At 72.0% G+C, this 23,585-nt stretch carries 16 protein-coding genes and 1 pseudogene; 9 read left to right on the forward strand and 8 right to left on the reverse strand.

All coding sequences use genetic code 11. The annotated features are described in order from the left end of the window. Positions 1–6: 6 nt before the first annotated feature. The gene (locus tag ACZ6QQ_RS15420) at positions 7–1,947 is read right to left on the reverse strand and encodes an anthranilate synthase family protein (RefSeq protein ID WP_465876850.1); all 1,941 of its coding nucleotides are present in this window, start codon (positions 1,945–1,947) and stop codon (positions 7–9) included. A 341-nt stretch (positions 1,948–2,288) separates the two neighbouring features. Here ACZ6QQ_RS15420 and ACZ6QQ_RS15425 point away from each other — a divergent pair, with 341 nt between their 5' ends. The 3 genes from ACZ6QQ_RS15425 to ACZ6QQ_RS15435 all read left to right on the forward strand — a co-directional run bounded on the left by ACZ6QQ_RS15425 (position 2,289) and on the right by ACZ6QQ_RS15435 (position 6,783). Next, positions 2,289–3,659, forward strand: coding sequence for an FGGY family carbohydrate kinase (locus ACZ6QQ_RS15425; RefSeq protein WP_465876852.1), 1,371 nt, complete (start codon positions 2,289–2,291; stop codon positions 3,657–3,659). A 140-nt stretch (positions 3,660–3,799) separates the two neighbouring features. Further along, positions 3,800–6,364 carry a sensor histidine kinase gene (locus ACZ6QQ_RS15430; RefSeq protein WP_465876854.1) on the forward strand — a complete coding sequence of 855 codons (2,565 nt, stop codon included), beginning with the start codon at positions 3,800–3,802 and terminating at the stop codon, positions 6,362–6,364. Continuing rightward, entirely contained in the window at positions 6,361–6,783 is a 423-nt protein-coding gene (locus ACZ6QQ_RS15435; RefSeq protein ID WP_465876855.1) for a roadblock/LC7 domain-containing protein, read from the forward strand. Before ACZ6QQ_RS15430 ends, ACZ6QQ_RS15435 begins: the two co-directional genes overlap by 4 nt. Before the next feature lie 28 nt (positions 6,784–6,811). Here the strand turns inward: ACZ6QQ_RS15435 and ACZ6QQ_RS15440 are convergent, their stop codons facing one another. Together ACZ6QQ_RS15440 and ACZ6QQ_RS15445 are read right to left on the reverse strand one after the other, a co-directional pair. Beyond that, positions 6,812–7,819, reverse strand: coding sequence for a phosphotransferase family protein (locus ACZ6QQ_RS15440; protein WP_465876856.1), 1,008 nt, complete (start codon positions 7,817–7,819; stop codon positions 6,812–6,814). 194 nt (positions 7,820–8,013) lie between these two features. Further along, positions 8,014–8,721, reverse strand: coding sequence for an SDR family oxidoreductase (locus tag ACZ6QQ_RS15445; protein WP_465876857.1), 708 nt, complete (start codon positions 8,719–8,721; stop codon positions 8,014–8,016). A gap of 126 nt (positions 8,722–8,847) precedes the next feature. Here ACZ6QQ_RS15445 and ACZ6QQ_RS15450 point away from each other — a divergent pair, with 126 nt between their 5' ends. After that, positions 8,848–9,213 carry a MerR family transcriptional regulator gene (locus ACZ6QQ_RS15450; protein ID WP_465876858.1) on the forward strand — a complete coding sequence of 122 codons (366 nt, stop codon included), beginning with the start codon at positions 8,848–8,850 and terminating at the stop codon, positions 9,211–9,213. A 62-nt stretch (positions 9,214–9,275) separates the two neighbouring features. Further along, positions 9,276–11,021, forward strand: a complete 1,746-nt coding sequence (locus ACZ6QQ_RS15455; RefSeq protein ID WP_465876860.1) for a protein kinase domain-containing protein — start codon at positions 9,276–9,278, stop codon at positions 11,019–11,021. A gap of 5 nt (positions 11,022–11,026) precedes the next feature. Here ACZ6QQ_RS15455 and ACZ6QQ_RS15460 read toward each other — a convergent pair whose 3' ends face one another. Further along, positions 11,027–11,548 carry a hemerythrin domain-containing protein gene (locus ACZ6QQ_RS15460; RefSeq protein ID WP_465876862.1) on the reverse strand — a complete coding sequence of 174 codons (522 nt, stop codon included), beginning with the start codon at positions 11,546–11,548 and terminating at the stop codon, positions 11,027–11,029. Between the two features lie 126 nt (positions 11,549–11,674). After that, on the reverse strand, positions 11,675–13,177 hold the full coding sequence (locus tag ACZ6QQ_RS15465) for a GH1 family beta-glucosidase (protein ID WP_465876864.1): 1,503 nt from the start codon (positions 13,175–13,177) through the stop codon (positions 11,675–11,677). Between the two features lie 1,102 nt (positions 13,178–14,279). On the opposite strand from ACZ6QQ_RS15465, the gene ACZ6QQ_RS15470 reads away from it, so the two are divergent. Next, a complete protein-coding gene (locus tag ACZ6QQ_RS15470) occupies positions 14,280–17,183 on the forward strand; it encodes a glycoside hydrolase family 48 protein (RefSeq protein WP_465877145.1) in 2,904 nt (967 codons plus the stop codon). A 312-nt stretch (positions 17,184–17,495) separates the two neighbouring features. Here ACZ6QQ_RS15470 and ACZ6QQ_RS15475 read toward each other — a convergent pair whose 3' ends face one another. Next, positions 17,496–18,164, reverse strand: a complete 669-nt coding sequence (locus ACZ6QQ_RS15475) for a DUF3159 domain-containing protein (protein ID WP_465876866.1) — start codon at positions 18,162–18,164, stop codon at positions 17,496–17,498. A gap of 133 nt (positions 18,165–18,297) precedes the next feature. Between ACZ6QQ_RS15475 and ACZ6QQ_RS15480 the strand changes: the two genes are divergently transcribed. Continuing rightward, positions 18,298–19,179, forward strand: coding sequence for a phosphatase PAP2 family protein (locus ACZ6QQ_RS15480; RefSeq protein WP_465876868.1), 882 nt, complete (start codon positions 18,298–18,300; stop codon positions 19,177–19,179). Between the two features lie 82 nt (positions 19,180–19,261). Here ACZ6QQ_RS15480 and ACZ6QQ_RS15485 read toward each other — a convergent pair whose 3' ends face one another. Continuing rightward, on the reverse strand, positions 19,262–20,824 hold the full coding sequence (locus ACZ6QQ_RS15485; protein WP_465876870.1) for a ricin-type beta-trefoil lectin domain protein: 1,563 nt from the start codon (positions 20,822–20,824) through the stop codon (positions 19,262–19,264). A gap of 216 nt (positions 20,825–21,040) precedes the next feature. Between ACZ6QQ_RS15485 and ACZ6QQ_RS15490 the strand changes: the two genes are divergently transcribed. Then, positions 21,041–21,565, forward strand: a complete 525-nt coding sequence (locus tag ACZ6QQ_RS15490) for a GNAT family N-acetyltransferase (protein ID WP_465876872.1) — start codon at positions 21,041–21,043, stop codon at positions 21,563–21,565. Between the two features lie 26 nt (positions 21,566–21,591). Here the strand turns inward: ACZ6QQ_RS15490 and ACZ6QQ_RS15495 are convergent, their stop codons facing one another. After that, a complete protein-coding gene (locus tag ACZ6QQ_RS15495) occupies positions 21,592–22,437 on the reverse strand; it encodes a DUF1028 domain-containing protein (protein ID WP_465876874.1) in 846 nt (281 codons plus the stop codon). A 160-nt stretch (positions 22,438–22,597) separates the two neighbouring features. Between ACZ6QQ_RS15495 and ACZ6QQ_RS15500 the strand changes: the two are divergent. Next, positions 22,598–23,554 (forward strand): annotated as a pseudogene (locus tag ACZ6QQ_RS15500) (LLM class F420-dependent oxidoreductase); the annotation flags it as partial. Positions 23,555–23,585: the final 31 nt, after the last annotated feature.

The raw sequence follows: 23,585 nt of genomic DNA on the forward strand, positions 1-23,585 counted from the left end.
GACCGGTCACCGCGACGGCGTCGCCGGGGTCGGCAGCAACTCGCCGAGCAGTTCACCCAGGACCGCCAGGCCGTCCTGGCTGAGCACGGACTCGGGGTGGAACTGCACCCCGGCGAAGGTCGGCCCGCGCAGGGCGTGCACCGCGCCGTCCGCGGCGTCCCGGGCCACCCGGACCGGACCGTACGCGGTGACCAGGTCGTCGGCGTCGGCCAGCGCGGTGAAGGTGGAGTAGAAGCCGACCCGCCGGACGCTGCCGAACAGCTCGATCTCGCGTTGCAGCCCCTGGTACGGCGCGTCCCGCCGGTGCAGCCGCAACCCGAGCAGCCCGGACAGCAGTTGGTGACCGAGGCAGATGGCGAGGGTGGGCCGACCCTGGTCGAGCAGGCCGGTGAGCAGCCGGCGCAGGCTGTCCATCTTCGGGTCGTCGACCTGGTTCGGATCACCCGGACCGGGCCCCACCACCACCAGGTCGGCCCCACCCGCGTCCGTCGTGTCGAGTCCGCCGCCGGCACCGAGCGCGCAGGCGGCGTCCTGCCAGGTGCGCAACTCGACGGTGAGGCCCAGCGCCCGCAACTGGTGGGCCAGCATCCCGGTGAAGGTGTCCTCCCCGTCGACGATCAGCACCCGCCGGCCGGCGAGCGCCGGCACCAGGGTCGCGCCCGGCGCCCGCTGCTCCAGCCAGAACCGGGCCAGCCGGTCGTTGCGGGCGGCCAGCGCCGCGCGGACCGCCGGGTCGTCGGCCAACCGGTCCGGCAGACCGGCCGCCCGGACCGGGGCGGCCGGGCGCAGCCCGAGCGCGGCGAGCACCCCGGCCGCCTTCGCGTGGGTCTCGGCCACCTCCCCCTCCGGGGTCGAGTGGCGGACCAGGGTCGCGCCGACCGGCACCCGCAACGCCCCGGCCGGCGAGATCTCCGCCGTACGGATCAGGATCGGCGCGTCGAGGGTCTGCCGCCCCCGGTCGTCGAGACCGAGCAACGCCAGCACGCCGGCGTAGTAGCCCCGACCCCGACCCCGCTCCCGTCGGGCGATCACCCGACACGCGTTCTCCATCGGGGAGCCGGTCACCGTCGGGGCGAACATCGTCTCGCGCAGCACGTCGCGTACGTCCAGCGAGCCCCGGCCGGCGAGCAGGTACTCCGTGTGCACCAGATGCGACATCTCCTTCAGGTACGGGCCCACCACCTGCCCGCCCTGCTCGGCCACCGTCGCCATCATCTTCAGTTCCTCGTCGAGCACCATGTACAGCTCGTCGGTCTCCTTCGGGTCGGCGAGGAACCGCAGCAGGGCGTCCCGGTCCGCCGGCCCGTCCGGGTGCCGGAAGGTGCCGCTGATCGGGTTCATCATCGCCAACCCGTCCTCGACGCTGACGTGCCGCTCCGGGCTCGCCCCGACCAGGATCCGGGTGCCGGTGTGCACCACGAACGTCCAGTACGCGCCGCGTTCGGCGGTCAGCAGCCGGCGCAGCGCCGCCAGTGCGGCCGTCAGCGGCGCCCCGACCAGGTTCGCCCGATAACTGCGGTGGATGACGAAGTTGGCGCCCTCGCCCCGGCCGATCTCCTCCCGCAGGACCTGGCGGGTGATCTCCGCGTACTCCTCGTCGGGCAGGTCGAAGGCGCCGCCCTCGGTGCGTACGGGCTGGTCGGGCAGGAGTGCCAGGGCCCGGTCCAGCGGCACCCGCTGCTGGGCGCCGATGGTCAGGCACTCCAGTGGGGCGCCGTCGTCGACACAGGCGAAGCCCCGCTCGGCGATCTGCCGGTACGGCACCAGGGCCAGGGTGCGGGCACCCGCCGGGCCGCCCGGCAGCGGGATGTCGGCGAGCCGTTCGACCGTGCGCAGCTGCCCGGTGAACACCTCCAGCTCCGGGGCGTCGGCGCGGCGGAGGATCGCGAACGGGCCGGGTGTGGTGCCGGCGGCGATCGTGTCGAGCAGGTGCGGGAGCAGGTCCATCGGGGTCTCCTCGGTCCGGGGGCCGTCCGCCTCGGCGGCCGGGGAGCGGGGAGAACGCTGGCGGCCGCCGGGTCGGGCGGCCGCGTGGAAGAACTACGCGCGGAGGTCGGCCGCCGGGCTGGCGGGCCACCAGAACTGGCATCGCGCGATCATGTTCCGGAGGCTACGAGCGGCTTCGACCAGCGCCGACGACCGCCCCACCGGTCGTCCACCAGGTGGACCGAAATTCGCGCCTCGATCGACGGATGTCCATGGGGATCGGGTGTCCGGGGGACCGGCCCGGTGCCGGCTGACGCCGCCCTGGGCATGCCGGCCGGGCCAGCCGGGTACGGTGGCCGGCGATGAACATTCTCGCGCTCGACCTGGGCACCTCGTCGGTACGGGGGCTGGTCCTCGACGGCGACGCCGTGCCGCTGCCCGGTGCCCTGGCCCGCCGGAAGATGACCGTCACGCTCGGCGAGGACGGGGCGGCGACCCTCGACGCGGCCGACTACCTGGCCGCGCTCGAAGCCTGCCTCGACGAGCTGAGCGAGGCCGGACACCTCGACGACATCGGCCTGGTCGCCACCGCCGCCCAGTGGCACTCGGTGCTCCCGCTCGACCAGCACGGAAAGCCGCTCGGACCGGTGCTGACCTGGCTCGACAGTCGCTCGTCGCCACCGTCGACCATGCCCGGTCCGGCGGACCCGGACGACTTCCACCACCGTACGGGCACCTGGTGGCACCGGTTCTACTGGAGCGTACGGCTGCCCTGGCTGCGGGAGACGCTGGGCGTACGCCCGACGCGCTTCGTCGGACTGGTCGAGTACGCCTTCGGCGCCCTGCTCGAACACGCCCCGATGTCGGTCTCCCAGGCGTCCGGCACCGGCCTGCTCGACCTGCGCACCCTGGACTGGGACCCCGAGGCGTGCGCGCTGGCCGGGGCGGGACCGACCGAGTTGCCTGAACTGGCGGCGGTGGACTGGACCGGGCGGCTGCGCCCCGACCTCGCCCGCCGCTGGCCGGCGCTGCGCGACGTACCGTGGACCTGCCCGACCGGCGACGGCGCCGCGTCCAACGTGGGCTCCGGCTGCGTCGACCCGTACCGGGCGGCGGTCACCGTCGGTACGTCGGCGGCCGTCCGGCTGGTCCAGGCGGCGCCCGCCGGAGCGATCCTGCCGCCGTTGCCGGACGGGCTCTGGCGGTACCGGGTGGACCACCGGCACATCGTCACCGGGACCGCCTACTCCGCCGGTGGCAACCTGTTCGCCTGGGCGAACAAGGTGCTGCGGCTGCCGTCGGGAGCGGAACTGGAGCAGGCCCTGGCCGCGATCCGACCCGGTGCCGGTGTGGTCGCCGACCCCCGGCTGGGCGGCGACCGGCCGCCGGGTCTGGCCCCGGCCGGCTCCGGCAAGGTGTACGGCCTGAGCTTCGGGACCCGCGCGGTGGACATCTTCGCCGGCCTGATGGAGGCCCTGTGCCGGCAGGTGGCGACCGACCTCGGCGAGATCGAATCCACGGTGGACTACCCGGTCGAGGTGGTCCTCGGCGGTGGCGCGGTGGCCGCGTCGCCGTGGTGGCGGGACGCCTTCGTCGCGGCGCTGGCGCCGCGCCGGGTCAGTCACGTGCGCAACCCGGAGATCGGCGCGACCGGGGCCGCATTGATCGCCATCGGTCGGTTCCACGACGGGGTCGTCGTCGAACGCATCAGCCGGACGGATGAGGGTCACTAGGCGAGTCCGGCATCCCCGGCTGGGCCGCAGTATCCTTCCTGTGCCGCGCTGCTGTTCGGATGGTTGACAGGGCTCTCCTACCTGGTTGAGATGAACCCCGCTCCTCGACGTGCCCGGCATCGAGGAAAGTAGGAGGCGTGGTGGCTGCTGCTCTTGACCCCTCGGGCAGCGGGGTGCCCAACCACCGGCGCCGCCGACTCGACGTGCGCATCGTGCCGCATCGACGACGGTCCCCGCTACGGCTGCGCGACTGGCGGCTGCGGGTCAAACTCGGCGCCGTACTGATCATCCCGTCGGTGGCGTTCCTGGTCCTGGCGACCGTACAGACCGGAACCCTGCTCGGGCAGGCCAACGTCCTGGGCGAGTTCGCCCAGGAGGTCGCCATCGGTCGGCAGATCACCGCCCTGGTACACGAGTTGCAGCAGGAACGGGACCGGACCGCCGGTGAACTGGCCGGGGTGGTGGCCTCGCCCAGCGGGCGCGCCGACCCGGCGCAGATCCAGGCCGCGCTGCGGGCGACCTACGACGCGGCCAACCAGGCGACCACCCGGTTACAGGAGGCGGCGGCACCGCTGGCCGACGTCGACGCCTCCTGGCGGGTCTCCTACTCGCGGGTGCTGGACGCGCTGCGCCAGCTGCCCGACGTACGGTCGGCGGTCCCGGCCGGCGTACTCAACATCAACACGGTGTTGGGCACCTACAACCGGACCATCGAGGCGCTGCTCACCCTGCTCGCCGAGCCGTCACCCGGCGACGACGAGCAGGACCTGACCGACCGGGTGCTGCGCTACGTGCAGATCGCCCGGGTGAAGGAGATCGGCTCCCGGATCCGGAGCACCCTCTACAGTGCCGCCCGAGCCGGCCGGTACGACCTCGACGACTCGGTGGAGCTGACCGACCTGCGGGCCCAGCAGCTCACCGCGCTCGGTGACTTCCGGGTCGCGGCGACCACCCCACAGATCCAGCTCTACCAGCAGGCCGCGGCCGACCCGGGCTTCAAGGCGGCGATCGAGATGGAGGAGGAGACCATCGCGGTCGGCGCCGGTGGCGCGCGGGTCCTCTCCGCCGACGGCTGGTGGCGGGTCAGCCAGCAGCGGCAGGAACTGCTCCGCCAGGTCGAGGCGGCGGTGCTCGGAGACGCCGTACGCGTCGCCGAGGACCGCAGCGCCGAACAGTTGCGCCAGACCCTGTTCGTCGCCGGTGGGGTGCTGGCCGTACTCCTGATCGGTCTGGCCACCTCGGTCGTGATCGGCCGGTCGCTGAACCGCTCGCTGCGGATGCTGCGGGGTCAGGCCCTGCAGGTGGCCCAGATCGATCTTCCCGAGGCGCTGGAGCGGCTGCGTACGGTCGAGTCGGGTGTTCCGCACATCGAGGTACCACCGGCGATCGTCCGGTCCATGGACGAGATCGGTGAGGTGGCCGAGGCGTTCGTGGCGGTACACCGCAGCGCCGTCACCGTCGCCGTCGAGCAGGCGGTGATGCGCCGCAACGTCAACGCCATGTTCGTCAACCTGGCCCGCCGCAGCCAACTGCTCGTCGAACGCCAGCTCGAACTCCTCGACGACCTGGAACGCGAGGAGAGCGACCCCGACCAGCTGGACAACCTGTTCAAACTGGACCACCTCGCCGCCAGGATGCGCCGCAACGACGACAGCCTGCTGGTCCTCGCCGGCACCGAGTCCACCCGCCGGTGGAACCGTCCGGTGCCGCTCTCCGCCGTGCTGCTCGCCGCGGTCGCCGAGGTGGAGCAGTACCAACGGGTCCGGCACGAGAGCGCCGACCAGCTCCACCTGGTCGGGCACGCGGTCGCGGACCTGGTCCACCTCCTCGCCGAGCTGCTGGAGAACGCGGCGACCTTCTCCCCACCGGAGACCGTGGTGCGGATCTCCGCGCGGGCGGAGTCACCGGGTGCGGCACTGATCGAGATCGTCGACGAGGGGCTGGGCATGAGCCCGAGCGCCATCGACGAGGCGAACGCGCTGCTCGCCGTACCACCGGCGGCGGACGTCGCCGCGTCGGAACGGATGGGTCTGTTCGTGGTCAGCCACCTCGCCGCCCGGCAGCACGTCGAGGTGCGGCTGCGGGGCATGGAGCACGGGGTGACGGCCTCGGTGCTGCTGCCGGCCGCGCTGCTGGCCGCGCCGCCGAGCCAGGCGGAACTGGACCAGACCCCGAACCGGCGGATCCTGGCCGGGCCGCCGACCAACCGGGCGCGCAACGGCTTCGGACCGGCCCCGGTGGTCCCGGCGGCCGACGAGATGCCGGTCGCCGGCCGCCCGCCGGGCCGCAACACGTCCCGGCGACCCGCCCGTAGCGTGCCGACCCGCGCCGAGGACGTCCTGGCCCCGGCGGCCGGCGGAACGTCGGAGAACAGCACCTGGTGGTCCCGGCAGGGCCGGGCCGGTGGGCAGCCGGCGGGCCCGGCGACCCCCGCCGCCGCGCCGGCGCGGGCCGAACCCGTCACCCAGGTCACCGTGGCGGTGAACGCCAACGGCCTGCCGGTACGGGTGCCGATGGCGCAGCTGCCCTCGGCGAACGAGCCGACCCCGCAGGTGGTGCCGGCCCAGCGGTACGAGCCGGACCCCGACGCGGTGGGTGGGATGCTGTCCAGGTTCTACGGCGGCGTACGGCGGGCCGAAGCCGAGGAGACCACCGAGATAACCATGGCGCCGGCCGGCGCGGGCAAGGAAGAGGAGCAACAGTGACGACGCTCAGTCAAGCGGCACGAGATCTGAACTGGCTGGTCAGTGGATTTGCCGATCGTGTGCCCGGAGTGGCGCACGCGATCGTGGTCTCGGCCGACGGGCTGCTCGTCGCGGTCTCCGACCACCTGCCGCGCGACCACGCCGACAAGCTGGCCGCGGTCACCTCCGGTCTGATGAGCATCACCGCCGGTGCGGCCCAGATGTTCGACGGGGACATCGTCAAGCAGACCGTGGTCGAGATGGGCCGCGGCTACTTCCTCGTCATGCAGGTACGCGACGGTTCGATCCTGGCCACCCTCGCCGCCACCGACGCCGACATCGGCGTGGTCGGCTACGAGATGGCCCGGCTGGCCAAGCAGGCCGGCGAGATGCTGACCCCGGCACTGCGCGCCGAGTTGCAGCAGGCCCTGCCCCGCTGACCCGGCGAGGTTCCGGTGACTGGTCCGATCAGCGGAGCTGGCCGAGCTGGGTGACCAGCAGCTCGGCCAGCCAGCCTTCGAACTTCTCCCGCTCCGGCCCCTGCCATCCCCGGGTGGCGCCCTCGACCAGCATGATCAGGTAGAGGTAGCAGGTGTAGAGGGTCAGCCGGCGCCGTACGCCCGGGGTCGGGTCGATCGACCCGTGACCGGCGGCGGTGTAGGCGGCCAGCAGGTCCGGCAGTTCGGCCGGGTCCCGGAACAGGGTCAGCGCCACGAACTCGGCCACCGGGTCGCCGTAGAAGGCCCGTTCACCGTCGATCAGCCCGGTCAGGGCGGCCCCGCCGGTGCCGTCCGGCAGCACGAAGACGTTGCCGTCCCAGAGGTCGAAGTGGACCAGCGCCGGCCGGTCGACCTCGTCCAGCGCGTCGGCGTGCCGCCCGAGCAGCGCACCGATCTCGTCCACCGGGACCGGCAACCGGGTACCCAGCCGCCGGGCGTCGCCCAGGATGTCCCACACCATCGCCCCGAACGCCGCCCGCCAGGTCGGTTGCCAGCTCCGGCTGCCGCGCAGCGGATATCCGTACGCCGGGCCGGTGACCGTGTGCAGGCGGGCCGTCTCGGCGGCGATCCGCGCGCGCACGGCGGCCAGACCCGCCGGGCTCAGCTCGTCGCGCACGGTGTTCAGGGCCACCCCGTCGATCCGGCGCAGGAAGGCGAAGTCGCTGCCGACCAGGTCCCGCTCGACGTCCGCGAAGACCACCTCGGGTACGGCGACACCGGCGGCCGCGGCCCGGCGGAAGAACTCCACCTCGGTACGCATCAGGTCGACCTCGTGGCTGAGCAGCGTCAACCCGGGTGGCGGGGCGACCTTCAGGACCAGGTCGGCACCGTCGGCGAGCCCGATCGCGTAGGCGACGTTGTAGTGCCCGTCGGTCAGCTCCCGCCACCGCTCGATCCGGGCGGACGCGCCGAACCCGCGCCGCACCAGCGCCCCGAGTTGGTCCTCGGTGACCCGCAGCTTCGTCAGACTCTCCATGTCGTCCCCCGACCCGTGCGACCCAGGTGGAGCGCTCTCCCGTTCGCGCCGCACGGAGGATACCGGTGCTGCCCGCACGGATCGCGGCCGGCTCGACGGTGGACCGGCGATGCGGCTCGCCCGCCACGGCGGATCACCTGCCCGGTTCGGGTGGCCGCCGACGCGGGGCGCGGCAGCGGCCACCCGGGGGAGGGTCAGGCGGCTGACGGCACCTGGGTGTAGAACAGGCTCGGGTCGGCCGCGAGCGATGCCTTGACCAGGGCACTCCACTCGTCGACGAGCACCTCGAACCGGCCCGCCTCGATGCCGTCGAGTCCGGCCCGCGCGACATCCGCAGGGTCGATCTTCTCGCCCTCGTAGTCGGCCGACATGTCGGTGTCGGCGGCCCCGAGGTGCAGGCCGGTGACCAGTACTCCCCGGTCGGCGAGTTCGAGGCGGATGCCGTTGGTCAGGTTCCACTGCGCCGCCTTCGCCGCGCCGTACGCGTTGTTCCCGTCGTACGCGAACCAGGACATCGCCGACAGGACGGTGAGGATCGCCCCGCCGTGGCCGGCCAGTACGGGAGCGAACGCGCGGACCATGTGGAGGGTGCCGTAGAAGTGTGTGTCCATCTCCCGGCGGATCGCGTCGAGGTCACCGGTGAGCAGGTTGCTTCCGGTGAGGATGCCGGCGTTGTTGACCAGGAGCGTGACGTCCGGGGCCGCCTCGGCCGCGGCGCGTACCGACGCCGGGTCGGTGATGTCCAGGCGCAGTACCTCGACGCCGGGCAGGTCGACCAGTTCGGGGCGGCGTGCGGTCGCGTAGACCTTCTTCGCGCCCCGCTCCAGGAGTTGCAGGGCGAACTGCCGACCGATTCCGCGGTTGGCTCCGGTGACGAGCGCGGTGGAACCAGAGATCTTCATGGGTGTCTCCTTGGCTGGACACATCGACGATTGTGCTGCGCAGCGGTTCGCGGACTACGCTAAAACCTGACGTTGACGTCAAAGGCAAATGATGTGACCCACGGCATAGGCATGGGGGAGTGGTCGATGCGGATCGGCGAGCTGGCCACCAGGGCCGGCGTCAGTACGCGTGCCCTGCGCTACTACGAGGAACAGGGTCTGCTGGCCTCCGAGCGCAGCCCGAGCGGGCAGCGCACCTATTCGGAGAGCGCGGTCGACCGGGTCCGGCTGATCCAGCAGCTCTACTCCGCCGGGCTGCCGAGCAGGTCGATCGTGGAACTGCTGCCGTGCGTCGTGACCGGTGTCGCGAGCCCCGAACTGCTCGACCGGCTGGCGGCCGAGCGGAAACGCATCGAGGGACAGATCAACGACCTGGTCGATACCCGGGACCGGCTCGACGCGGTCCTCGCCTCGGCCACCGAGAGCATGCTCCGGCCCTGCGCCCCCGGCTGATCCGACGAACGGCGTACGGCCACGAGGTGTAGCCGTCGCCGCACTGGGCAATAGATCGGGTCATGGGCGGCGTGGGGAACGACGGCACGGAGTTGCTCGGCGGCCGCTACCGGCTGGTCGAGCGCCTCGGCGCCGGTGGCATGTCGGTGGTCTGGCGGGGCTTCGACGAGGTGCTCGGCCGGCAGGTCGCGGTGAAGGTGCTCGCCTCGCGGCTGGCCGGCGACCGTGCCTTCCGGCACCGGCTTCGGATGGAGGCCCAGGCCGCCGCGCGGCTGGTGCACCCGAACATCACCAACGTCTACGACTACGGAGAGTCCGTCGAGGGCGCGGTGACGGTCCCGTACGTGGTGATGGAACTCCTCGACGGCGGCTCGCTCGCCGCCCGGCTGGGCCGGGACCGGCGGCTGCCCTGGCCGGAGGCGTCCGGGATGGTCGCCGAGGTCGCGGCGGCGCTCGCCGCCGCGCACGCGCGCGGGGTGGTCCACCGGGACGTGACCCCGGGCAACGTCATGCTCACCGGCGCCGGGGTGAAGGTGGTGGACTTCGGCATCTCGGCGCTGGTCGGGGAGAGCGAGGCCGGCCCCGACGGCCAGATCTTCGGTACGCCCGCCTACCTGGCCCCGGAGCGCCTCGACGGGGGACAGGTCACCGCGGCGACCGACGTCTACGCGGTCGGTCTGCTGCTCTACCGGACGCTGACCGGCCGGTTGCCCTGGCAGGCGAGCACCACGACGCAGATGCTGCGCGCCCACCTCTACATGGATCCGGCACCGATGCCGCCGGTCGAGGGCCTGCCCGACGAGGTGGCGCAGCTCTGCTCGCGCTGCCTGGCGAAGGTGCCGGCGCAGCGGCCGACCAGCGCCGAGGTGGCCCGTACACTGGCCGCCGCGTCCGGGCGGGCGGTGGCGCTGCCGTTTCTCGCCCAGCCGTTCGGGGCGGCCGGACCGGACGACGACGACCCGGCCGAACTCGCCGCCGCCGGCACCACGATCCTGCCCTGGTCGACCACGACCGGCGCGCTCTGGTCCGGGGCGCCGGGCGCTGGCCGGCGGTCCGGCCGCTGGAGCCTCCCCGGCCGGGTCGCCGACCGGGGCCCGGCCGGACGTCGCCGGCTGAGGGCGGCGGCGGTCGGGGTGGGTCTGCTCGCCGTGACCGGGGTCGCCTGGGCCGCGAGCGCGTCCACCTCGGCCGGTGACAGTGGCCGCAGCACCGTACGGGCCGTCGTGGCGCAGCCGAAGCCGGCCACCTGCCAGGCCGGCTACGCGTTGCGTACGGACTCGGGGCGGGCGTTCGACGCCGAGCTGACCGTGAAGAACACCGGTGACCAGCCGATCCGTGGCTGGCAGCTCGCCTTCGCCTTCCCTGCCGACCAGACGATCACCGCCTCGGAGCCGGCCCAGTGGCAGCAGCAGGGCCGGGAGGTGGTGCTCAGCCCGGCACCGGGAACGGCCGACCTGCCGGCGGGCGAGTCGGTGGCGGTCCGGATCAGCGGCACGTACGAGGGTGCCAACCCGCTTCCGGTCCGCTTCCAACTGGGCGGGTCGGTCTGCGACGTGCAGGTGTCCGGGGTCGCCGGTAGCAGCGCACCGGCCGGTGGCAGTGCCGTCGGATCACCCGCCGTCGTACCGCCCGCCGCCGTGCCGGCCGGCGGCGGGGGTGAGCCCCGGGCGGTCCCACAACCGAAGGGCCCCGAGGTGAAGGACAGGGAGAACCCGAAGCATCCCGAGCCGAGGAAGCCGCCGAGGCCGGGCGGGGAGGACGACGACGAGGACGAGGAAGGTGACGAGGACGGCGACGACGAGGAGTGACGCCGTCAGTCCGTGTCGTCGTCCCTGGTGAGCAGGAAGTCCGGGCGGTGCGCCCGCCAGCCCGGTACGTCCATCGAGTTCAGTACGGAGATCAGCTTCTTCTCCTCGTAGATGAAGTGGGTCTCCATGATGGCCGTCAGGCCCTCCAACTCCTCCCGTACCCGGGTCGTGGTGGCCGGATCCGGGTCCACCGGCAGGTTGTCCAGCAGTTTGCTCAGACGGCCCAGGATCCAGTCGATCCGGTCGTGGTCGGTCCTCAGGTCGGAGATCACCTTGCCCAACTCGGGAAACTCCCGCGCGATCACCGGGAACGCGCCGCCGTCCTCGCCGGTGTGGTGGCGGGTGAGCGCCGAGCAGAAGCTCAGGCAGTGCGCCCGCAGGTCCAGCGGCGGCAGGCCCTCGCCCGCGAAGTACGCGTCGACGTTGTCCCGGAGGTCTTCGAGTTGTTCGCGGAGCCAGATGTGCACTTCGATCAACTGGTTGCCGAAGGCGGTGAGGCGACGGCCCGCCTCGAAGTCCGAATCCACAACTCTCCCCCGGGATCGGGCGTCACCGTGGCGCGACGCCGTGGAACGAGGGGTCAGTATCCCAAGCGGCGCGGGCGGTGAAGGGCGTGTCCCGTCGCCGGGACACGCCCTTCCGACCGGCGACGCTCAGACCTCGTTGTCCTTGATCACCCGTCGGTACCAGTGGGCGCTGCGCTTGAGGACGCGCCGCTGGGTGGGGTAGTCGACGTAGACCAGGCCCCAGCGCTGCTCGTACCCCTCGTTCCATTCGAAGTTGTCCATCAGGGTCCAGACGTGGTAGCTCTCCAGTCGTACCCCGTCGGCGATCGCCCGGTGGGCGGCGGCGAAGTGGTCGCGCAGGAAACTGACCCGGCCGGGGTCGTCGACCCGGTCGCCGTCGAGCGTGTCCGGGGTGGGCAACCCGTTCTCGGTGATGGTGACCGGCACGTCGCCGTAGTCGCGCCGCACCCGGGTCAGGATGTCGTACATCCCGTCGGGGTAGATCTGCTGCCAGCCGGCCTCCGAGGTGGGCCACTTCCGTACGGTGCCACGGGTCGGGGTGACGTAGATCGGGGTGTAGTACTGCACCGCCAGCAGGTCCACCGGCGCGGAGATGATTTTCAGGTCGCCGTCGCGGATCGCCCTGACCATGCGGCTGTCCGGGCCGAGGTCGTCGAGGACGTCGGTGGGGTAGCTGCCCTTGAAGATCGGGTCCAGGTAGAGCCGGTTCTCGTAGCCGTCGTGCAGGCGGGTGGCCGCCTCCGCCTCGGCCCCCTCCACCGCGGGGTAGCAGGGGTGCAGGTTCAGCGCTGGACCGATCCGGCTCTTGCTGCCGGTGTCGCGCAGCGCGGCGACGGCGAGTCCGTGTGCGAGTTGCAGGTGGTGGGCGACCAGGTAGGCGGCGTCGGGGTCGCGGTGGCCGGGGGCGTGGTGGCCGGTCAGGTAGCCGTTCTGCACCACCGTCTTCGGCTCGTTGATGGTGAGCCAGACCGGCACCCGGTCGCCGAGGGCCCGGAACACGTGGTCGGCGTAGTCGGCGAAGCGGTAGGCGACGTCGCGGTTCTCCCAGCCGCCGGCGTCCTGGAGCGACTGGGGGAGGTCCCAGTGGAAGAGGGTGGCCATCGGTGCGATGTCGCGGGCCAGCAGGCCGTCGACCAGCCGCCGGTAGAAGTCGAGTCCGCGCTGGTTGGGCGCACCGGTGCCGTCGGCCTGGATCCGGGACCAGGAGATGGAGAACCGGTACGTCTTGAGGCCCAGGTCCCGCATCAGGTCGAGATCGGTCTCGTACCGGTGGTAGTGGTCCGTCGCGACGTCTCCGGTGTCCCCGTTGCGGACCTTGCCGGGGGTGTGGCTGAACGTGTCCCAGACGGATTCGCCCCGGCCGTCTTCCTTGGCCGCCCCCTCGACCTGGTACGCCGAGCTGGCCGCGCCCCAGCCGAAGCCGTCCGGGAAGCGGAGGCCGAGCCGGGTCTCCGGGTCCGGGCTGCGGTCCGGACCGGAGTCGGTGTCGGCGTCGCAGGCGGCGGTTGCGGCGGCGCTCGCGGCGACGGCGGCCGTCGTCGCCGCGCCCGCGCTCACGCGGGCCGCAGTGGCGGCGCTGGCGGAGAGCGCGGCGCGGCGCAGCAGGTGGCGCCGGGTCAGTACGGACATGTGGCTTGTCTCCTCGTGTGTGGGGCCCATCCGCGAATCGCGCGTTTCGGGAGCGCTCCCATCACAAGGTAGCGGCCGCCCAGGTGGTTTGCGTATGGGTTGTTCGGCTGGCGAAGACTTCGGGCTGGGCCTCGTCCTCGCCCGCGCCCACGTACCGGTGACCACGCCGTCGGGGCCCCTCGCGGTCGGGGCGGACTGACTCGTTCGGCGCCGGGCACGCAACAGGTCGACCGGGTGGGCGCGGTGCGCCTGTCCTGTCGACCTATTTCCCCCTTGCCGAAGGGGGTATAGCGTGGGGACGGGGAGGGCAACCCCCGTCCCCACCATCAGTTACACACACGCACGAACGGAATTGGCGTCCAGGTCGTGCGTGTCGCGCGGGAGCCGGGCCACGCGAGTGGCTCTGGTTCCACCTCCTCTCGACGGTGGTGAGTCGGCTGACGGCGGAGTCCGGGCTGGCCCGTCGTCAGCCCCACGGCTGAGCGGTCGACGCTGTCCGGGGGCACCGGACAGCACCTTGATTGGTTCCCCGGGGCGGCCCGTCTCCGGTTCGCCCCACGGTTCCCGTACGTGCTGTAGGTTCGAAGCACTTGCATGTCTATCGATGGAAGCGCTCCCATCGACGTGATTGGACTGTATCCCGCGTCACGGGTTTGTGAAAGACCCAAAATAAGATCGAAACATCCGACCAACGTCGATGTAACGCCGATGTGCTGGCCTTGATCGGCCATCAGTGCAGGTCGATACCCTTCGGCTCGCCGCGACCGTGTCGTCTCCGGTGCGGTGGCGCGACTCGCGCCTTGCTGCGGGAGCGCTCCCATGCAAGACTGTCGAATTATCGCGGAGCGGGAGCCACGCCGACCGCGGGCCGCCGAGGGCATCCGACACTTTTTCGGTACGGCGCCCAGCACCGACCAGAGCCGTCACGTCCGGCGCTCTGCCGTCGATCGCCGACCCCGGTCCGGGACGGGTCGACCACCTTTCCCGGCGCCTCCCACCCCATGCGCGAGCCACTCACCACCGCACCCGCGCACGGAGGCGCCCAGCCGAGGCGGCAACGCCCCGGCCAGGTCCGCGAGGAGAAGTCAGACACATGAAGCTCATCGCAAGAAGACGCCGAGTGGCGATTTTCGCCACCGGTGTGCTGGCGGCGCTAGGCGTGGTCGTCGTCCCCGGCGTCGCCCAGGCGGCGCCGGCCTGCGACGTGGTCTACGCGACCAACGACTGGAGCAACGGGTTCAGCGCCAACGTCACCGTCCGCAACACCGGCGACCCGATCAACGGCTGGACGCTGCGCTTCACCTTCCCCGGCAACCAGCGGGTCACGCAGGGCTGGTCGGCCAACTGGACCCAGTCGGGCAACCAGGTCACCGCCACCAGCATGTCCTGGAACGGCAACCTGGCCACCGGCGCCTCCACCGGGATCGGCTTCAACGGTTCCTACTCCGGCACCAACGCCAAGCCCACCTCGTTCTCGGTCAACGGGGTGACCTGCGGCGGCACCACCACACCGCAACCACCCACGGTGACCCTCAGCGTTCCGGCCGGCCCGTTCGTGGCCCCGGCCGACGTGCCGCTGACCGCCACCGCGAGCGACCCCGACGGCACCATCGCCAGGGTCGAGTTCTACCGCAACGGGCTGCTGGTCAACACCGACACCACGGCGCCGTACAGCTACCTGCTGGAGGACCAGCCGGCCGGCAGCTACACCGTGCAGGCCCGCGCGTACGACAACGCGAACCTGACCGCCACCGCCGAACGCGCCTTCACCGTCACCCCGGGCTCGGGACCGGTCCTGGTCGCCACCCCGACCTCGGTGAACGTCACCGAGGGAAGCAGTTCCTCGGTCAACCTGAAGCTCAGCGCCGCGCCGACCGGCAACGTACCGGTCAGCCTCGCCCGTACCGGTGACACCGACGTCACCGTGACACCCGCGACGGCGACGCTGACCACGGCGAACTGGAACACCGGGGTCAACCTCACCGTCGCGGCGGCCGAGGACGCCGACACCGCCGGCGGCACCGCCACCATCACCGCGTCGGCCACCGGCTACGCGCCGCTGGCGATCGTCGCCACCGAGATCGACAACGACACCCCCGGCGGCGGCGACAACGTCTACACCGCGCGCTTCCTGGAGCAGTACGGCAAAATCAAGAACTCCGGCTACTTCAGCCCGGAGGGCGTGCCGTACCACTCCATCGAGACGCTGATCGTCGAGGCTCCCGACCACGGGCACGAGACCACCTCCGAGGCGTTCAGCTTCTGGATCTGGCTGGAGGCCCAGTACGGCCGGGTCACCCAGAACTGGGCCCCGTTCAACAACGCCTGGACGGTGATGGAGCGCTACATCATCCCGTCGCACGACGACCAGGCGACCGCCGGAGTCGCCGGCACCCCGCAGTACGCGGCCGAGTACAACCTGCCCAGCCAGTACCCGTCCCAGTTGCAGCCCTCGGTCCCGGTCGGCGTCGACCCGCTGCGCAACGAGTTGCAGTCGACGTACGGCACCGGCGACATCTACGGCATGCACTGGCTGCTCGACGTCGACAACACGTACGGCTTCGGCCGCTGCGGTGACGGCACCACCCGGCCGGCGTACATCAACACCTTCCAGCGGGGCCCGCAGGAGTCGGTGTGGGAGACCGTGCCGCAGCCGTCCTGCGACACCTTCGCCCACGGCGGCCCCCGTGGCTTCCTGGACATCTCCATCGCCGACCCGGGCACTCCGGCCAAGCAGTGGAAGTACACCAACGCCCCGGACGCCGACGCGCGCGCCATCCAGGCCGCGTACTGGGCGCTGACCTGGGCGAAGGAGCAGAACAAGCAGGCCGACGTGGCGGCCACCGTGGCCAAGGCGGCCAAGATGGGCGACTACCTGCGGTACGCCATGTTCGACAAGTACTTCAAGCGGATCGGCAACTGCGTCGGGGCGACCGCCTGCCCGGCCGGTACCGGCAAGGACTCCGCGCACTACCTGATGTCCTGGTACTACGCCTGGGGTGGCGCGACCGACCCGGCCGCCGGCTGGTCGTGGCGGATCGGCTCCAGCCACAACCACTTCGGCTACCAGAACCCGTTCACCGCCTGGGCGTTGACCAACGTCCCGGAGCTGCGGCCGCGTTCGGCGACCGCGGTGACGGACTGGACCAACAGCATGAACCGGCAGCTGGAGTTCTACCAGTGGCTCCAGTCCGCCGAGGGGGCCATCGCCGGTGGTGCGACGAACAGCTGGGACGGCTCCTACGCCCAGCCGCCGGCCGGCAAGCCGACCTTCTACGGCATGTTCTACGACGACCACCCGGTCTACGAGGACCCGGGCAGCAACGGTTGGTTCGGCATGCAGGTCTGGTCGCTGCACCGGGTCGCCGAGCTGTACTACGTGACCGGCAACGCCAAGGCCAAGGCCATCCTGGACAAGTGGGTGCCGTGGGCGATCGCCAACACCACCATCGGCACCGGCGGGAACTTCCAGATCCCGTCCGACATGTCGTGGACCGGCGCCCCGGCAACCTGGAACCCCACCACCCCGGCGGCCAACACCAACCTGCACGTCACGGTGACCGCCAAGGGCACCGACGTGGGCGTCGGCGCGGCGTACGCCCGGACCCTGATGTGGTACGCGGCCAAGTCCGGCAACGAGGCGGCGAAGACCACCGCCAAGGGCCTGCTCGACGCGATGTACGCGCACGCCGAGTCGAAGGGCATCTCGACCACCGAGACCCGGGCCGACTACCAGCGGTTCGACGACGTATACAACGCCTCCACCGGGCAGGGCCTCTACCTGCCGCCGAACTGGACCGGCGACATGCCCAACGGTGACGCGATCGCCGCGGGCAAGAGCTTCGTCGACATCCGGTCGTTCTACCGCAGCGACCCTGACTGGCCGAAGGTCCAGGCCTACCTCGACGGGGGTCCGGCACCGACGTTCAACTACCACCGATTCTGGGCCCAGTCCGACATCGCGATGGCGTTCGCCGACTTCGGCAACCTCTTCCCGAACGGCTGACCCTCCCCGAGCGGCCTGATTCCCACGGTCAGGCCAATCAGTGGTGAGTCGGCCGGCTTGGCCAACGCAGCGGGCCGGCCGGCTCACCACCCCGGCGGAAGCGCCGACGTACGACCCCCGGGCGGGTGGCACCACGGTGTCGCCCGCTCGGTTCCAGTTTCCGTACGGATGAATCCTTATCTGACAGGCTTTCCCGGCTCGCGTCGGAACGCGGTCCGGAGTACCGTCTTGCTACGGAGAGGCCGCTCCCCCCGTGGCGGCCTCTCCCTTTAACACCCGTCCCGGGTCGGCCGCTGCGGCTGGAGCCGAGGGTCAGAGGGCGGTTTCCGGTGCACTCGGCTGCCGTGTCGCCGGGTGCCGCAGCCCCGGATGACCGGGCGGCAGCGTACGCCGGATCACCCACCAGCTCACCGCCACGCACGCGGCAACCAGTGGCCAGGTCAGCACCACCCTGGCCCCGACCAGCGCCACCACCTGGTCGGCGGCGTAGAGCGGGACGAAGACCGCCAGCCGGACCAGGTACTGGCAGACCCACACCCAACTGCCCCGCCGGTAGGCGCGCAGCAGGTCCGGGTCGCGCCGCCAGCGTCCGCGTTGCCCGAGCAGGGTGCCGACCACCACGCCGAGCAGCGGCCAGCGCAGCAGGATGCTGACCAGCCAGGCCAACGCGCTGGCCGCGTTCGAGACGAGTTGGAGCAGGAAGAAGTCGCTGGCCCGGCCGGTGCGCAGGACGACGAGGGCGGCGACGCAGACGGCGAGCAGGCCGACCAGCACGGAGGCGGGTTTGTCGCCCCGGCGCAGCCGCCAGCCGGCGACCGCGACTCCGACGACCAGGGCGGCGAGGGTGCCGTACCAGACCGAGCCGTCGGCGAGCAGCCAGCCGGCGCCGAACGCGACCGGCGGTACGGTGGCGTCCCAGCCACCCCGCCGCCCGCCGAGCAGGTCGGCGAGGGATTCCGGCCGGTCCCGGTCGAGCGCCATCGACCACCTCCCCTTGTCTTAGGGGAGCCTAACTGATAGCCCCTCGGGGGCCCCTCCCACGCGTACGCGGGACCCGGTACGTCGCGCCCGCCCACCGACTTGCCGTGTTTCGGAAGTTCGTTACGGTGGCCGGATGCATGGGCGGAGAACGGCGTTGACGGTGGCGTGGCTGGTTCTGCTGACCGCCGTCCAGGGGGCTGCGTTCGTCCTGCTCTGGCGGTTCGCCGTACGCACCGAACATGGTCAACTACTCGACACCATCGCGTTGACCGGTAACCAGATCGGCCAGGATCACATCGACGGGCTCGTCGGCACCGTCCTCAACGCGATGTCGGTGGTCTCGCTGATCGCCGCCACCGCGGTCATCGGCTTCATCGCGCTGATCCGGGGCCGGGTCGTCCTCGCCGTCGTGGCGACCCTGCTCGTCGTGGGGGCCAACGTCACCACCCAGGTGGCGAAGTACCTCATCCACCGGCCGGACTTCGGCGTCGACCCGGAACGGGCCGGTGCCGGCAACAGCCTGCCCAGTGGACACACCACGATCGCCGCCGCGGTCGCGGTCGCGCTGGTCCTGGTGCTGCCGCCCCGGATCCGCGCCTGGGGGGCACTGCTCGCGGTGGCGTACACGGCGCTGGCCGGGGTCGCCACCCTGTCGGCGGGCTGGCACCGGCCCAGCGACGCGGTCGCCTCGCTGCTGATCGTCGGCGGGTGGGCCGCGGTCGCCGGCATCCTGCTGCTGCTCTTCCAGCGGGAGGATGCCCAGGTGGAGCCGGAGGACGCGCACTGGCGGGCGGTCGCCCTGTTCGGGGTGGCCGGGCTGGTGCTGCTGGCCGTCGCCGGGTACGCGCTGTACTCGACCGACGAGGTGCTCTCCATCCCGGTCGACGAACTGAACCGACCGCGACTGTTCGACGCCTACCTGGGCGGTGCCGCGGCGATCGCCGGCTCGGCCACCCTGATGATGGCGTTGCTGCTGGTCAGCGTGCACCGGGTGGTGCCCCGGCACAAGGGCTGACCGGGCCGGCGCCGCCCACCGGCCAGACCGGTCGAGATCCGATCGGCGGGCGACGCCGTGCGAAGGATCGGGCGGTACGTCGTCAGCCGCGCCGCCACTTCTGGTTGGCCGTGCCGGCACAGTCCCAGATGACCAGTTGCGCCCCGTCGCCGGAGTTCCAGTCCTTGATGTCGACGCACTTGTTGGCCTGCGGGTTGACCAGGTCCCCGGCGGCGGAGAGCACGAACTGCTGGGCCGGGTTGCCGCTGCAGGTGACGATCTGGATCGCGGCACCGTTCGCGACGGAGCCCCAGGCGACGTCCATGCACTTGTTGTTCGAGGTCTGCAACGTGCCGTTGACGAAGGTCCACCGCTGGGCGTTGGTGGAGTTGCAGCCCCACATCTGGAGCAGGACCCCGTCGGAGAAGTTCGAGTTCGGTACGTCGATGCACCGGTTGTTCCAGTTGCTCACCAGGGAACTGGTGCTGCCGCCGCCGCCCGAGGTGGTCAGCGAGAGCCCGTACGCGCCGAGGATCTCGTTGACCGGCTGGAACCACATCGTGCCGCCGGTGGAGCAGTTGCCCGTACCGCCGGAGGTGACCCCCTGCGCCTGGTTGCCCGAGATCCACGCGCCGCCGGAGTCGCCCGGCTCGGCGCACGCGTTGCTGCGGGACATGCCCGACACGGCGCCCTGGGCGTAGACGATGGTCTCGTTGCGGCCCAGGATCGTGCCGCAGCGCCAACCCGTCGTACGCCCGGAGCGGCAGACCGAACTGCCGATCGCCGCGTCCTGCGAGCCGGCGACGACGGCGTTGCCGCCGGAGTAGTTGTTGACCCACGGCTGCGGGGTCCACGACGCGTTGGTCCGAATCCACGCGTAGTCGTTGCCGGGGAACGACGAGCCGGCGAAGGTGCCCTGCGAGACGTTGTTGTAGCCGAGTGTCGGGCTGCCCGTGCCGCCGCAGTGGCCGGCGCTGACGAAGCCACCGGCGACGGCGAAGCCGACCGAGCAGAGGGTGTTGCCGTTGATGACGTACTGGTCGCCGCCGCGGATGTCGTACAGCGGTTTCGGGGCTTCGGCGGTCTCGACCACGGTGACCGTGCCCGCGCCGCTGTCGCGCGCGAACGCGCGGGCCGCCGGTGTGCCGCCGGGTGCGGCCGTGACGACGACGCTGTTGCGCTCGACGTCGACGTACCAGCCGCGGATCGGGCCGCCCACGGCCTGCGCCGCGTTCCGGTCGAGGGACCGGTGCGCGGCGTCGAGCCGGGTCGCGCTGTGCTGGACGACCGTCGCGGTCGCGCCGGCGGCGTGGACGACGGCGGCCGCGGCCGGGTCGGTGACGGCGACCGTGAGCCGGTCGGCGCCGGCGGGGATCCAGGCGCCGCCGAACACCGGGCCGAGCCGGTCCCGCAGTCGCTTCTCGACGGACGGGGCCGCCGCCTCGGTGGCGAGCCGGGCGGCGATCTGCTCGTCGGTGAGTTTCAGGTCGCGGCGCATCGCCGCGACCATGCCGGGGGCCATGTCGAACCGGGCCGTGTCGAATCGGTCCGTGGCGGCGGGTGTGCCGGCGGTGGGGGTGGTCGCGGCGAAGCTGGCGGGAGGCAGCAGGGTGGTCGCGGTGAGTGCCACCGCGGCGATCCCGAGCCCCTTGACGGTACGGATCATCGGGGTCCTTCCGGGCACGCCTGCGGTCCGCCTCCGGTGTGGACTCCAGGGCGGCCCGGTCGTGCTGGCTGGGGTGTCGAAGGGGAGGGAGAGCGCTCTCTATATCGGAGTCTTTCGATAAATCGGGTCCGATGTCAAGGAATTCGTTAACTTTGTTAAACGTGACGGTCCGTGCACCGCTGGTCCGCGCCGAGCCTCGCCGGTAGCGTCGGGCCGGTGGAGGACGAGACGGCGCTGCGACCCGTACGCGAGGACGACCTGTCCTTTCTGGCCCACCTGGTCAACGATCCCGTGGCCGCCGGCGAGTACCAGTGGCGCGGCTGGCACGACCCGCACATCTGGCGCCGACGCTGGGACGAGAACGGAATGCTGGGCGACGACGGCGGCGTGCTGGTCGTCATCACCGCAGCGGACCGGCTCGGCCTGGTCTCCTGGCGCAAGGTGCCGACCAGCAGGCAGGTCTTCTACTGGAACATCGGTGTCCTGCTCGCCCCCGAAGCCAGGGGGAGAGGGCACGGCCGCCGGGCGCAACGACTCCTCGCCGAATACCTCTTCGCCCACACGACCGTGAACCGGGTCGAGGTCACCACCGAGATCGGCAACGTGGCGGAGCAGCGGTCGGTGGAGAAGGCCGGTTTCACCCGCGAGGGTGTCCTGCGCGGTGCCGGCTTCCGGGACGGGCAGTGGCACGACGGAGTCGTCTACAGCCTGCTGCGGTCCGAACTCCACCGGAACGCCTGACGGCGACGGGCGCCGTCCGGCAGCGGTCAGGGACGCCCGCGCAGGTGGGCCAGGACCACCGGGTCGATCCGGCCCGACACCATCCGCTCCTCCAGGTTCTCCACCCCGGCCCAGTCGACCAGCGCCGCGTCGACCGCCGCGTCGCCGCCGTCCGCCGGGGCGTGCCCGGCGGCCGTGAGCAGGGCCGCGACCTCCGCGGCCAGCTCGCCGGTGAGATCGAGCAGCGTCGCCGGATCCGGCCGTTCGAAGAGCATGACGTGTACGTCCAACAGCCGCGCCAACTCCGTCACCGGATCCGGATGGTCGTCCACCCGCAGGTCCACCACGACGTCGCTGCCGCCGCCGTACCCGCCGCGTCGGGCGACCACCAGCAGCCCGGCGCTCTGCCGACCCCGCCGGTCACCACCGGCCCGGTCACCGGCACGCAACGCGTCGACCAGCCGCTCGGCGAACCGCCGACCGGGATCGCCGCCCAACCAGGCGTCCCGGATCGCGTCGACCACCTCCGGGCCGACCAGGATGTTGCCCTGCGCGGCCCAGCCGTCGCCGGCCTGCCCACCGGCCCAGTCGTGACAGTCCTCGCCGGTGTACGTGGCGGCACCACCGTCGGCGTCGACCACCCCGAGCTGCCGGGCGGCGCGACCGGAGTCGGCGGCCACCAGACCGGCGATCACGTCCGCCGCACCGAGCCCGGTACGCAGCAGGGCCAGCCCCTGCGGCCCGTACGCGAGGTTGGCGTGCGCCTGGGTGGCCAGCGCGCCGACCTCGGCCTCGGCGGCCGGCACCACCGCACCGGCGGCGAGGAACTTGCTGGCCACGGCGACGCCGTGCAACCGGCCGTCGTCCGAACGCGCCACGATCGAGAAGGTCACCCGGTGAGGCTACAACCCGTCCGGCACCCGCCCGCCCCGCCCGGCCGCCCCCGCCCGCCCACAGCCCGCGCACCCGGCCCTGACCAGGATGGACACCGGGGAGATATTGCTCGTACCCCCGGTTACCGTGCACGATCGACCGGTGACGAAACGTTGGGGTATGACGGTGCCGTTCAGTGGGCTGCCGCTGGCCGACCACGCCGCGACCTACACCGCGCTCGCCGAGGCCGGCTTCACCGACCTGTGGTCGGCGGAGGTGAACGGGTCGGACGCCTTCACCCCGCTCGCCCTGGCCGCCGCCTGGCGCCCCGATTTGCGCCTCGGTACGGCGATCGCGTCGGTCTACACCCGTGGCCCGGGGCTGCTGGCGATGAGTGCGGCGGCACTGGCCGAGGCGGCACCGGGGCGCTTCGCGCTCGGCATCGGCGCCTCGTCGCCGGTCGTGGTGGGGGACTGGAACGCGGTCGACTACGTCGAGCCGTACCGGCGTACCCGGGACATGCTGCGGTTCCTGCGGGCGGCGCTGCGCGGTGAGGCGGTCGACGAGCACTACGACACCTTCGCCGTACGCCGGTTCCGACTGGAGCGGCCGCCGGCCGTACCGCCGCCGATCCTGCTCGCCGCCCTGCGCCCCCGGATGCTGCGGCTGGCCAGCGCCGAGGCGGACGGGGTGATCCTCAACTGGCTGGCCGCCACGGACGTGCCGAGGGTGCTGGCCGAACTCGGCGAGCGGCGGCCCGGCTTCGAGGTCGCCGCCCGGATCTTCGTCTGCCCGACCGAGGACGCCGAATACGCCCGCAACCTGGGCCGGCGGATGATCACGAGCTATCTGACCGTGCCGGCGTACGCGGAGTTCCACCGCTGGCTCGGCCGGTCCTCGGTTCTCGGCCCGGTCTGGCGGGCGTGGGACGCCGGCGACCGGCGGGGCGCCGGTACGGCGGTGCCGGACGAACTCGTCGACGCGCTGGTGGTGCACGGGTCACCGGAGGAGTGCCGGGCGCAGGTCGGCGCGTACGCCGACGCCGGGGTGGACGTACCGGTCATCGCCCTGCTGCCCACGCCCGAGCTTTCCACCGGCGGGATCGCCCCGCTCACCACCCTGATCGCCCAACTCGGTCCGGCGTCGTCCGCCGCCCACGTCGACCCGG

It is taken from the genome of Micromonospora sp. NPDC049529 (assembly GCF_055586685.1).

Excerpts from the sequence above, each read along its gene's own strand:
- ACZ6QQ_RS15420 (WP_465876850.1), bottom strand. The coding sequence starts at position 1,947 with ATGGACCTGCTCCCGCACCTGCTCGACACGATCGCCGCCGGCACCACA.
- ACZ6QQ_RS15425 (WP_465876852.1), top strand. The coding sequence starts at position 2,289 with ATGAACATTCTCGCGCTCGACCTGGGCACCTCGTCGGTACGGGGGCTG.
- ACZ6QQ_RS15440 (WP_465876856.1), bottom strand. The coding sequence starts at position 7,819 with ATGGAGAGTCTGACGAAGCTGCGGGTCACCGAGGACCAACTCGGGGCG.
- ACZ6QQ_RS15445 (WP_465876857.1), bottom strand. The coding sequence starts at position 8,721 with ATGAAGATCTCTGGTTCCACCGCGCTCGTCACCGGAGCCAACCGCGGA.
- ACZ6QQ_RS15450 (WP_465876858.1), top strand. The coding sequence starts at position 8,848 with ATGCGGATCGGCGAGCTGGCCACCAGGGCCGGCGTCAGTACGCGTGCC.
- ACZ6QQ_RS15455 (WP_465876860.1), top strand. The coding sequence starts at position 9,276 with ATGGGCGGCGTGGGGAACGACGGCACGGAGTTGCTCGGCGGCCGCTAC.
- ACZ6QQ_RS15465 (WP_465876864.1), bottom strand. The coding sequence starts at position 13,177 with ATGTCCGTACTGACCCGGCGCCACCTGCTGCGCCGCGCCGCGCTCTCC.
- ACZ6QQ_RS15475 (WP_465876866.1), bottom strand. The coding sequence starts at position 18,164 with ATGGCGCTCGACCGGGACCGGCCGGAATCCCTCGCCGACCTGCTCGGC.
- ACZ6QQ_RS15480 (WP_465876868.1), top strand. The coding sequence starts at position 18,298 with ATGCATGGGCGGAGAACGGCGTTGACGGTGGCGTGGCTGGTTCTGCTG.
- ACZ6QQ_RS15485 (WP_465876870.1), bottom strand. The coding sequence starts at position 20,824 with ATGATCCGTACCGTCAAGGGGCTCGGGATCGCCGCGGTGGCACTCACC.